The organism is Kineosporia sp. NBRC 101677, assembly GCF_030269265.1.
GTDB classification, from domain to species: Bacteria; Actinomycetota; Actinomycetes; order Actinomycetales; family Kineosporiaceae; genus Kineosporia; species Kineosporia rhizophila.
In genome coordinates this window covers 795,346-806,600 of record NZ_BSTA01000004.1, presented here as the reverse complement: position 1 = coordinate 806,600, position 11,255 = coordinate 795,346, and the positions used below count along the sequence as shown (strand labels likewise).

Here is an 11,255-nt window from a genome sequence, read left to right as displayed (position 1 = left end):
TCGACTTGCATGTGTTAAGCACGCCGCCAGCGTTCGTCCTGAGCCAGGATCAAACTCTCCGTAAATAATCTTCTAGGAAGACTTTTAGCGAAGTGTGTTGCAATTGATTCCTGACCAATAACTCCGGTCCGTTTACCCAGGCACCCGACGGGGGTCGGAGAAACCTGACGAACCAGAGACCATCAGCCAAGTGACCAGAAAATCTTCTGGCCGATTTGGCATCGGTTGTTCAGATGCACTGTTGAGTTCTCAAGGAGCGGACGCTCACCATCCCCCACTTCTCGGTGGCTTCCGGGGCAACCTCTCTAACTTACCCGGCTGACCGAGCGGTGTAAACCTTACCAGAAGATTTTCACTGCTTCGTTCATCCGGTGTTCCCTGATCGAGCACTTCAGGCCCAACCCGGCGTGGGTTAGTCCTCGGAAGGTGTTCCAGGGAAGTTGAGCCGGGACCGGCCGCTTTCGCGTCCGTGTCTCCCTCGCTCCAACACGTAGAACTTTACGGATGGCCCACAGGCAGGTCAAATCGACGTGACATCACGACGCCGATGAGGCCCAAAGTGACCACACCGCAGGCAGATCAGCCCCGGCGGAGCACCGGGACGCCGAGCGAGACCGGCGTCGGCCCGGTGCCGGCACCACCCGCAGGAGCGGGAGCCGGACCACAGGCGTCGATCTGCCGGCGTTCCCAGGCGTCACCCGCCCGGCTGCGCCGCACCGCGTAGGCACTCCCCGAGTCGTCGGCCACCAGGTGGTGCGGCGCCCCGTAGGAGATGCGCACCGTGGCGAAGTCACCCGGCCGAGGCGTGGCCGCCCCGTCCGGGACCGAGAAGTGCACAAGACGGTTGTCGGGTGCGCGCCCGGAAAGGCGCGTCGTCGCCCCGTCCTTACGCCCCTTGCTCTCGGTGACCAGCAGCTCGAGGACCTCGCCCTCCAGCTTGCGGTTCTCCTGCCAGCTGATCTCTTCCTGCAGCTCCAGCAGGCGCACGTACCGCTCCTGCACCACCTGCTTCGGCAGCTGGTCGGGCAGCGTGGCAGCCGGAGTACCCGGCCGCTGCGAGTACTGGAAGGTGAAGGCCTGGGCGAAGCGGGCCTGGGCCACCACGTCGAGCGTGCCCTGGAAGTCCTCCTCGGTCTCCCCCGGGAAGCCGACGATGATGTCGGTCGAGATCGCGGCGTGCGGGATCTGCTCGCGCACCTTCTCGAGGATGCCCAGGAACTTCTTCGACCGGTAGGAGCGGCGCATCTCCTTCAGCATCCGGTCGGACCCGGACTGCAGCGGCATGTGCAGCTGCGGCATCACATTGGGGGTCTCGGCCATCGCGTCGATCACGTCGTCGGTGAAGGCCGCCGGGTGCGGGCTGGTGAAGCGCACCCGCTCCAGGCCCTCGATCGAGCCGACGGCCCGCAGCAGCGCGGCGAACGCCCCCTTGTCGCCGAACTCGACGCCGTAGGTGTTCACGTTCTGCCCGAGCAGCGTCACCTCGACCACGCCCTCGGCGACCAGCGCCTCGACCTCGGCCAGGATCTCGCCCGGCCGGCGGTCGCGCTCCTTGCCCCGTAGGGAGGGCACGATGCAGAACGTGCAGGTGTTGTTGCATCCCACGCTGATCGAGACCCAGGCCGCGGCGGCCGAGTCACGCCGGGTGGGCAGTGTGGAGGGGAAGACCTCGAGCGACTCCAGGATCTCGACCTGGGCCTCGGCGTTGTGCCGGGCGCGCTCGAGCAGCACCGGCAGCGAGCCGATGTTGTGCGTGCCGAAGACGACGTCGACCCAGGGCGCCTTCTGGACGATCGTGTCCCGGTCCTTCTGGGCCAGGCAGCCACCCACCGCGATCTGCATGTCCGGGCGCCCGGCCTTGACCGGGGCCAGCTGACCGAGGTTGCCGTAGAGCTTGTTGTCGGCGTTCTCGCGGACCGCACAGGTGTTGAAGACGACCAGGTCGGCGGCCTCTCCCCCGGGCGCGGCGGGCGCGTAGCCGGCCGCGTCCAGCAGGCCGGACAGGCGCTCGGAGTCGTGCACATTCATCTGGCAGCCGAAGGTGCGCACCTCGTAGGTGCGCACGGGCGCAGTGTCCTCGATCGTCATAGCAGCTCAACTGTACGACGCCGGCCCGGCGACCGAGGACCGGTCACCTACGCCGCTGGTAACGGTTGACGACCTCGCGCAGCGGCGGCACGTGCACCCCGTTCTCGGCCATCACCCGGCGCAGCCGCCGCCGGTTGTGCAGGACACCGACCACCCCGACCAGCCACAGCAGGTAGAGGCTGCAGAAGGCGATCCGGAATCCCTCCAGGCTGTAGGTGTCGGGCGTACCCGCGTTCTGCACGTCGAGCAGCGCCCCGATCATCAGCAGGGCCAGCAGCGAGGCCAGGAAACCGGCGCTGTTCGCCATGCCGGTGGCGCTGCTGGTCAGGTGCGGCGGGTTGGAGGTACGGGCGAAGTCGAGGCCGACCAGGGAGCCCGGCCCGCCCGCAGCGAAACACATCACCAGGATCAGGAGCTGCCAGACCGGTGCGGGCCCCGGATTGGCCACCACCACGGCCAGGGCGACCGCCTGGATGCCGACCACGGCGAGCACGGCCCAGGACCGGCGCAGCGGGTGCCGGCCGGCGAACCTGCCGATCAGCAGACCGAACACGGCGCCCGCCACGACCTGGATCGACAACAGCGCCTGGGCCTGGCCGATGGGGAGCCCCTCGCCGGCCGTCAGGTAGGGGAAGCCCCACAGCAGGGCGATCACGTTGCCCCCGTGCGGCGTGACGAAGTGCGCCCAGAAGCCGAGCCGGGTTCCCGGGTTGGACCAGACCTCCCGCACCCGCTGCACCACTCTCGGTCCGGCGGGCAGGACCGGCGCCTCGTGGTGGGGCGGATGGTCGCGCACGCTGGCCCCCACCGCGATCGCCACCAGCAGCAGCACCAGGGCCAGGCCGAGGAAGGCGAACGTCCAGCCGCGGCTGTGCACCAGGGCCAGCAGCGGGATCACGCTGACGATCTGGCCGAACTGCGCGATCAGACCGGTGACCTGGGTGAGCAGGGGCGCCTGGCGGGGTGGGAACCAGGCGATGATCAGGCGGACCACCGAGACGAAGATGGTCGCGTCGCCCGCGCCGACCAGGAAGCGGGCGGCGAAGGCGCCCGGCACCGACTCGGTCACCGCGAGCAGTCCCTGGCCCAGGGCCATCACCAGCAGGCCGACGGTGAGCACCCGGCGCGGCCCGATCCGGTCGAGGATCAGCCCGACCGGGATCTGCATCGCGCCGTACACGCCGAGCTGCAGCACGGCGAAGGTGGAGAGGGTGGCGGCGGTGACGCCGAAGCGGTCGGAGGTCTCGGCGGCGACCGCCGAGAGCGACGAGCGGCTGACGATGGCGAGGATGTAGGCCAGGACGCCGAACGACCAGACGAGCCAGGCCCGGGTGGAGGGACGGGGGTGCGTGGGTCGGTCGGTTCGGGTCGCCGAGGTCGGGGCGATGCCGGTACTCACTTGAAGACGCTTCTCTCTGCGGTTTCGGGGGTGGCGGCGGGGTCGTGGCCCGCCCGTCCGCAGCGTCTTCGGTCCGGCTCTACATTCCTGATCCTGCACTCAGGTGCGAATCCAGTATCCACCTCGCGACGCAGGGCGACGAACGGCGCCGTTCGTCCCACTGGATTGTTTCCTGGGGGTTGCCGGCTGGGCCGATCCGGGACGATCAGGCATGGTGGGCCGATGCGGTTCACCAGGACACTCGTGCTCACGGTGCTCCTGCTGCTGCCCATGGGGTGTTCCACCGGGACGGCCACGGCCGACGACTCGCTCGGCGAAGAACCCGGTCCGGGACGCATCGTGATCACGGCCGGCACCACTGCCGGGGTCTACTACGCCTGGGCCACCGCGCTGGCCCGGGAGCTGGAGAACGCGCACCCTTCGCTGACCGTCGAGGTGCTGCCCTCTTCTGGGAGCATCGAGAACCTGGCCCGGCTCTCGGCGGGTACGGCCGATCTGGCCGTGAGCGCCAACGACGCGGCGGAGAGCCGGAACGGGCGGGGTGCGGCGGACGACGAGAGCCGGGACGTGCCGCTGCGAGCGCTGGCGCGGATCTACGACGACTACTACCACGTGGTGGTGCCGGACGGCTCCGGGCTGAAGTCGCTGGAAGACCTGGCCGGGCTGCGGGTGGCGGTCGGCGACCCGGGCTCCGGTACCGCGCTGATCGCCCGGCGCCTGCTGAAGCTGGCCGGTATCTCGGTCGAGACCAAGGAACTGGGCATCGTCGACGGGCTCGTGGCCCTGGAGAACGACGAGGTGGACGCGGTCTTCTGGTCCGGCGGCGTGACCACGGCCGCGGTCGAGAACGCCTCCGAGCGCATGCCGCTGCGGCTGCTCGGGCTCGGTGACCTACCCAAGCGCATGCGCGCCGCGTACGGGGCGGTCTACCGCCCGGCCGCGATTCCGTCCGGCTACTACGGCATTCCTGAACAGGTGGACACCCTGGCTCTGGCCAACCTGCTGGTCGCCCGGGAAGACGCCGAAGGTGACCTGGTGACGGCGGTGCTCACCACGATCTTCGATCGGCGCGCGGCCATTGCCGAGGCCGCCCCCGCCGCCAATCAGACCGACCGCCGCTCAGCGATCCTGACCGGAGGGCTGGAACTGCACCCGGCCGCGGTCGCCTACTACCGCCGGCAGAAGCTCTAGCTTGCGGGCGGGATCACGAGCCGCACGCTCAGGCCCCCGGCCTCACCGGTCGTCGCCTCCAGCGAGCCGTCGTGCCGCTCCATCAGTGTCTTGGCGATCGACATGCCCAGGCCGGTGCCCTCCTGCTCAGCGCCCTCGGCGCGCCAGAACCGGTCTGCGATGCGGGGCAGGTCCTGGGCCGAGACTCCTGGGCCGTCGTCGGTCACCGTCACCTCGGCGCCGCCGCGGGGAGGCTGATCCGGTCCGGACACCTCAACGGCGTGGGCGAGAGCCAGCATCGGCGCCGAACTCGGTCCGCCGATCGGCACCACATCCCGCGGGCCGGGTCCGGCCGCGGCACCAGGCACTGAGCGCACCTCGACGGTGACCGTCCCGCCCTCGGGCGAGTACTTCAGGGCGTTGTCCAGCACTGCGTCGAGGGCTCCGGCCAGTGCCCCGGCGTCGTGCAGCCCCTGTGCTTCGACCGCTCCCCGGCGAACGATGTGCACCCCTCTGCGGTCGGCCACCACCATCCAGAAGGCCAGCCGCTCGTCCACCACTGCAGCGACGTCCAGAGCTACCGCGGGCGCACCAGCGTTCTCCACCTTGGCCAGGGCGAGCATCCGGTCGAGGGTGCCGGCCAGGTGCCGGCCGTCGGCGAGGGCCTGTTCCATCAGCTCGGTCTGCCGGGCCTTGGACACGCCGGGCAGGCCGGACGTCATCGCCAGCCCCTCCAGCCGCATCAGCAGGGCGGCGAGCGGGTTGCGGAGCTGGTGGCTGGCGTCGGCGACGAAGGCCCGCTGGGCCTCCACGGCGTCCTGCACGTGCACCGCCATGTCGTTGAACGAGGCCTCCAGGCGGCGCAGCTCCGGCGGCCCGGACCCGGTGGGCACGCGGGCCGACAGGTCGCCGGCGGAGATCTGGTGCGCGGCCTCGTCGAGCCGGGCCACCGGCCGCAGCAGCCAGCGGGCCAGCCGGTCGACCAGGGCGATCGCGCCGATCATGGCCACCAGCTCGGCCGCCAGCAGGATCGACCAGCGGGCGAGCACCCGGTTGGCCGCCTTCTCCACCGGCGACACGCTGACCACTGCACCCACGACGTCCCCGTCGCGCACCACCGGCTGGGCCGCCACCAGCGGCTCGGAGTCCCACGGCTGGATGTGGTCCCACACCTCGGTGAGGCGCCCGGACAGCGCGGTGTCGAGCGCCGCGTCCTCCGCCACCGACAGTGCTGCCGAGTCGGCATTGCTGTACCGGGGGTGGCGCGCAGCGTCGTAGACCGTCACCGAGATGCCGTAGAGCTCCTCGTAACGCTCCAGGTCGCGTTCCAGCGCCATCACCTCGGCGGCGCCCGGCTCCTCGCCGAAGGGGGCCCGGCTGACGAACAGCGACAGGTCGGCCATCCGGTCGGTGTGCAGGGTACGGGCCTCGTCCGCGGCCATCCCGGAGATCAGCGGGATGCCCAGGCTGACCAGGACCACGCCGATCAGCACGAGCAGGAGGGCGGACAGACGTGTCCTCATCGACTCCTCATCGGTTGATCAGGACCAGGTCGAGCTCGCCGCGCCGATCGCCAGCCGGTAGCCCACCCCACGCACCGTCTCGATCAGACCCGGCGACCCGGTCTTGGAACGCACCGCGGCCACGTGCACCTCGAGCGTGCGCCCGCAGCCGTCCCAGGTCGACTGCCAGACCTCGCTGATGATCTGCTCGCGCCGGAACACCACCCCGGGATGCCGGGCCAGCAGGGCGAGCAGGTCGAACTCTTTGCGGGTGAGGGCGATCGACCGCCCACCCTTGACCACTGTGCGGCTGCTGACGTCGATCACCACCTCGTCCGGAGACAGTGGTGCCGGTTCGGTGACGGGATCGCCGTCGGGGCCCACCGACGTCCCCAGTTCGCTCTCTTCGAACGCATCGGTGACCGCGCCGCCGGCGCCCGCACCCACCAGCTCGCGCCGGTGCCGGCGGCTCACCGCGTGCAGGCGGGCCAGCAGTTCGCGCACGTCGTAGGGCTTGACCAGGTAGTCGTCGGCGCCCAGGTTCAGCCCGTGCACCCGCGCGGTGAGGTCGGAGCGGGCGGTGGCGATCAGGATCGGGACGTCGTGGGTGCGCCGGATCCGGCTGCAGACCTCGAAGCCGTCCCGGTCGGGCAGGCCCAGGTCGAGCACCACGGCCTCGGTCTGCGGGGTGAGGCGGGCCAGCGCCATCCGGGCGGTGGTCACGTGCTCGACCTCCATGCCGTGCACCCGCAGCACGTCCGACAGCGCGGCCCCGAGCCGGGCGTCGTCTTCCACGAGCAGTACACGCATCCCCCTACCTTCGCCGGTCACGGTGTTTCGGGGAAGTCACGTAACCAGCCCGTGACCTCAGAAGATCCTCAATTCACCTTCACCGGCCGCTAGGTTCTTTCTACCTTCCAGACACACCATGCCGGAGGAGGAATCAGCCATGACGGCGGAAAACGTTGCACCGGGCGACGATTCAATGACATCAAACGGTGTCAACGGGTCCGGCGAGCGGACGGCCCTGGTCACCCTGACCGGCGTCAACAAGCATTTCGGCTCTCTGCACGTGCTCCGTGACATCAACCTCACCGTGAGCACCGGGGAGGTCGTCGTGGTGATCGGGCCCTCCGGGTCCGGAAAGTCCACCCTGTGCCGGACGATCAACCGGCTCGAGACGATCGACGCGGGAACGATCACGCTGGACGGAAAGCCGCTGCCGGCCGAGGGCAAGGCCCTGGCCACCCTGCGGTCGGACGTCGGGATGGTGTTCCAGTCGTTCAACCTGTTCGCCCACAAGACCGTGCTCGAGAACGTCACCCTCGGCCCGATCAAGGTCCGCAAGGAGAAGCGCGCCGAGGCCGAGAAGCAGGCGCTGGCCCTGCTCGAGCGGGTCGGGGTGGCCACCCAGAAGGACAAGTACCCGGCCCAGCTCTCCGGCGGTCAGCAGCAGCGGGTGGCGATCGCCCGGGCCCTGGCGATGAAGCCCAAGGTCATGCTGTTCGACGAGCCCACCTCCGCGCTCGACCCGGAGATGATCAACGAGGTGCTCGACGTGATGACCTCGCTGGCCAAGGAGGGCATGACGATGGTCGTGGTGACGCACGAGATGGGCTTCGCCCGCCGCGCCGCCGACCGGGTGGTCTTCATGGCCGACGGTCAGATCGTCGAAGAAGCGCCGCCCAGCACGTTCTTCACCAGCCCGAGCAGCGACCGGGCGCGCGACTTCCTCTCCAAGATCCTTACTCACTGAACCGGTTTCACCACTTACCAAGAGATTGGCGCACCCGATGAAGACCAGCATCCTGCGTACCCCGCGCGCCCGCCGCACCGTCAAGGTCGCGGCCGTCGTCGCGGCCGGTGTCCTGGCCCTCACCGCCTGCGGTGACAGCGACTCCGACGACAGCGACACCGGCTCGGCCGAGGTCAACGACGACGCCACCTTCGAGGCCGGCACCACCATGGCCACCCTCCAGGAGGCCGGGAAGATCACCATCGGCACCAAGTTCGACCAGCCCGGCTTCGGCCTCAAGGGCCTGTCCGGCGACCCGGAGGGCTTCGACGTCGAGATCGGCAAGATCATCGCCGGTGGCCTGGGCATCGAGGGCGACGACATCACCTGGGTCGAGACCCCCTCCGCGGTGCGCGAGACGGTGATCGAGGACGGCGACGTGAGCCTGGTCGCGGCCACCTACACGATCAACGACGAGCGCAAGGAGCGGATCACCTTCGCCGGGCCGTACTACGTGGCCGGTCAGCAGATCATGGTCCGCAGCGACGACACCGCGATCACCGGCCCGGACGCGTTCAAGGCCGACTCCAAGCTGAAGGTCTGCTCGGTCGCCGGCTCCACCCCGGCCGACAACATCGGCGAGTACCTGGCCAGCCCCGGCCAGCTGGTCACGTTCGACGTGTACAGCAAGTGCGCCGACGCCCTGCGCAACAACCAGGTCGACGCGGTGACCACCGACAACGTCATTCTGCTGGGCCTGGTCGGCGACTCCGACGGCGCGTTCAAGGTGGTCGGTGACACGTTCACCGAGGAGCCGTACGGCATCGGCGTCAAGAAGGGCGATGTGGAGTTCTGCAACTACATCGTGGACACGCTGAAGAAGGCGTCCGAGGACGGCTCGTACGAGAAGGCCTGGACCTCCACCGCCGGCAAGGTCGAGGGTTCCGAGGTCCCGACCCTGCCCACGGCCGACGCCTGCGCCTGAGCTCCTGGTGAGTCCGGCACCGGGGCTCCCCGCCCCGGTGCCGGCTCCACGACGTCCCCGAACTGACTGGAGTCACTGGTCATGAACGTCATCACCGACAACCTCGACCTCTTCTTCCAGGGATTCCTGAAAACGCTCGGAATCTGCCTGATCTGCATGGTCGGGGCGCTGGTCCTGGGAACCATCGTCGCCGCGTTCCGGGTCTCCCCCGTGGCCCCGCTGCGCGCGGTCGGCACGTTCTACGTGAACGTGATCCGCAACTGCCCGCTGACCGTGGTGCTGTTCTTCATCGCCTTCGGCCTGCCGGAGATCGGGATCAACCAGTCGTTCTACGTCTTCGGCTGCGCATCGCTGATCATCTACACCGCGGCGTTCGTCTGCGAGGCCCTGCGTTCGGGCATCAACGCGATCCCGGCCGGCCAGGCCGAGGCGGCCCGGGCGATCGGGCTGACGTTCAGTCAGAACCTCGGCTCGGTGATCCTGCCGCAGGCGTTCCGCACCGCGATCCCGCCGGTCGGCAGCGTGATCATCGCGATGTTCAAGAACTCGGCCATCCTGGGCGCTTTCGGGGTCAGCGGTGACCTGCTGGGCAACGCGATCCTGCTGACCAGCTCCCGGGGCGAGGACCCGACGCCGGTCTACCTGGGCATCGGCTTCTTCTTCCTGCTGATCACGATCCCCGCCGGCCTGCTGCTGGGATACTTCGAGCGCAAGGCGGTGATCCTGCGGTGAGCACGTCCAACCTCTCCGTCCTGTACGACGCCCCCGGTCCCCGGGCGAAACGCAACGCCCTGATCGGCAGCGCGGTGGTCGGGCTGGCCCTGATCGGTGTGCTGTACCTGGTCTACGCCCGGCTCGACGAGAAGGGGCAGTTCGAGCAGGAGCGCTGGGCACCCCTGGTCGACCCGTCGAACGACGACTTCAAGGCCGTCTGGGACCTGATCTGGGACGGCCTGAAGAACACCCTGGCCGGGGCCGGCGTGGCGATCGTGCTGTCGCTGGTCATCGGCATCGTCTTCGGCGTGAGCCGGATCATGCTGGGCCGCCGCTCCCGGCTGCCGGTGGTCACGGTCATCGAGATCCTGCGTGGCCTGCCGGTCATCGTGCTGATGTACATGGCCTACCAGCTGCTGCCGGACCTGGGGGTCAACTACGAGCCGCTGCCGGGTTCGGACGCGTTCTGGTGGATGGTGACCGGTCTGGTCGCCTACAACTCGGTGATCTTCGCCGAGATCCTCCGGGCCGGGGTGAACTCGCTGCCCAAGGGCCAGCGGGAGGCCGGTCTGGTGATCGGCCTGACGCCGTTGCAGACCATGCAGATGATCCAGCTGCCGCAGGCGTTCCGGACCATGCTGCCGGCGATCATCAGCCAGATGGTCGTGGTGCTCAAGGACACCTCGCTGATCGCCTTCATCGGGCAGTACCCGGAACTGCTCAAGCAGGGCCAGTTCATCTACCTGAACCTGAACAACCCGCTGCAGACCCTGCTGATCGTCGGTGGCATCTTCGTGCTGATCAACTTCGCACTGTCCCAGCTGGCGGTGTACGTGGAGCGGCGGATGTCCCGGCGCTCGGCGGGCCGGGGGATCAATGCGGTACACATCGACCCGGGAAGTGCTGGTAACAGCACGCTCTAGGACGATCGGGTGATCGCCCGAATGCCGAAGGCGCCGTTGCGCGGGAGACTTGTCTCCTCGCACCGGCGCCTTTCGCATGGGCGCGGCCCGCAGGAGGAGCCATGACTCTGACCGGTGAACAAGTCCGGAAGTACGTCGGCCGTGCAGTTTTCGACGCCGACCACGAGATGGTCGGTGAGGTCGACGCGGTCTACTTCAGCGACGACACCGGCGAACCGGCCTGGGTGTCGTTCCACACCGATTTCTTCGCAGAACGGGACGCTTTCGTCCCGGCCACGCAGATCGTGCCCACCGGCGAGGGGGTCTCGATCCCGCTCCCCCGTGACGTGATCCGCTCCATGCCGCGGATCAAACCCCGCGACGGCGCGCTGTCCAGCGCCCAGGTGGCCCGGCTGCACGAGTTTTTTGGGACGTTCTCGGGCCAGCATTTCGCCTCGGCTCACGAGGGTGCCCCGAAGTTCGCCGACATCAGTCACATCCCGGACCCGCGCCAGTCGTTCAAGGGCCGTGCGCACGAGACCGCCTTCGGTACCGGGATCGCGGGCCCGAACGAGCCGCACGACGTGACGTTGCAGGGCACGGGTAACTCGGCTCCGTAGGGGGCTGGGTTTCCAATTCAGGACGGTCGGCGCGCCGCTGTTTCTCGGGCGCGCCGATGCGCGTGGAGCCCCTGGGTGTGCGCGTGGTCGGGGCGTGTGGGGCTCTCGAATGGTGGGCGCGGGCGATCGCGTGAGACTTG

10 protein-coding genes and 1 rRNA gene are annotated in these 11,255 nt (G+C 68.9%); 6 read left to right on the top strand and 5 right to left on the bottom strand.

Annotation, left to right across the window (positions count from 1 at the left end; translation table 11 throughout):
• From QSK18_RS16345 to QSK18_RS16335, 3 genes are all read right to left on the bottom strand, one after another.
• Positions 1–65, bottom strand: a 16S ribosomal RNA gene (locus QSK18_RS16345); the annotation flags it as partial.
• A gap of 514 nt (positions 66–579) precedes the next feature.
• On the bottom strand, positions 580–2,088 hold the full coding sequence (gene miaB, locus QSK18_RS16340; RefSeq protein ID WP_232814838.1) for a tRNA (N6-isopentenyl adenosine(37)-C2)-methylthiotransferase MiaB: 1,509 nt from the start codon (positions 2,086–2,088) through the stop codon (positions 580–582).
• Positions 2,089–2,131: 43 nt separating this feature from the next.
• Complete coding sequence (locus QSK18_RS16335) at positions 2,132–3,487, bottom strand: MFS transporter (RefSeq protein ID WP_285620036.1); 1,356 nt, start codon at positions 3,485–3,487, stop codon at positions 2,132–2,134.
• 222 nt (positions 3,488–3,709) lie between these two features.
• On the opposite strand from QSK18_RS16335, the gene QSK18_RS16330 reads away from it, so the two are divergent.
• A complete protein-coding gene (locus QSK18_RS16330; RefSeq protein WP_232814840.1) occupies positions 3,710–4,678 on the top strand; it encodes a TAXI family TRAP transporter solute-binding subunit in 969 nt (322 codons plus the stop codon).
• On the opposite strand, the gene QSK18_RS16325 is transcribed toward QSK18_RS16330, so the two are convergent.
• The gene (locus QSK18_RS16325; RefSeq protein ID WP_232814841.1) at positions 4,675–6,180 is read right to left on the bottom strand and encodes a sensor histidine kinase; all 1,506 of its coding nucleotides are present in this window, start codon (positions 6,178–6,180) and stop codon (positions 4,675–4,677) included. The two genes, QSK18_RS16330 and QSK18_RS16325, sit on opposite strands and share 4 nt — an antisense overlap.
• A gap of 18 nt (positions 6,181–6,198) precedes the next feature.
• Complete coding sequence (locus QSK18_RS16320; protein ID WP_232814842.1) at positions 6,199–6,969, bottom strand: response regulator transcription factor; 771 nt, start codon at positions 6,967–6,969, stop codon at positions 6,199–6,201.
• A gap of 217 nt (positions 6,970–7,186) precedes the next feature.
• Between QSK18_RS16320 and QSK18_RS16315 the strand changes: the two genes are divergently transcribed.
• From QSK18_RS16315 to QSK18_RS16295, 5 genes are all read left to right on the top strand, one after another.
• Positions 7,187–7,915 carry an amino acid ABC transporter ATP-binding protein gene (locus QSK18_RS16315; protein WP_232814890.1) on the top strand — a complete coding sequence of 243 codons (729 nt, stop codon included), beginning with the start codon at positions 7,187–7,189 and terminating at the stop codon, positions 7,913–7,915.
• Positions 7,916–7,952: 37 nt separating this feature from the next.
• Complete coding sequence (locus tag QSK18_RS16310) at positions 7,953–8,879, top strand: glutamate ABC transporter substrate-binding protein (RefSeq protein ID WP_232814843.1); 927 nt, start codon at positions 7,953–7,955, stop codon at positions 8,877–8,879.
• An 81-nt stretch (positions 8,880–8,960) separates the two neighbouring features.
• The gene (locus tag QSK18_RS16305) at positions 8,961–9,611 is read left to right on the top strand and encodes an amino acid ABC transporter permease (protein ID WP_232814844.1); all 651 of its coding nucleotides are present in this window, start codon (positions 8,961–8,963) and stop codon (positions 9,609–9,611) included.
• Positions 9,608–10,516, top strand: coding sequence for an amino acid ABC transporter permease (locus tag QSK18_RS16300; protein ID WP_232814845.1), 909 nt, complete (start codon positions 9,608–9,610; stop codon positions 10,514–10,516). The genes QSK18_RS16305 and QSK18_RS16300 overlap by 4 nt, the downstream gene beginning before the upstream one ends.
• 101 nt (positions 10,517–10,617) lie before the next feature.
• Positions 10,618–11,115, top strand: a complete 498-nt coding sequence (locus QSK18_RS16295) for a PRC-barrel domain-containing protein (protein ID WP_285620030.1) — start codon at positions 10,618–10,620, stop codon at positions 11,113–11,115.
• The last annotated feature ends 140 nt before the right edge of the window (positions 11,116–11,255 follow it).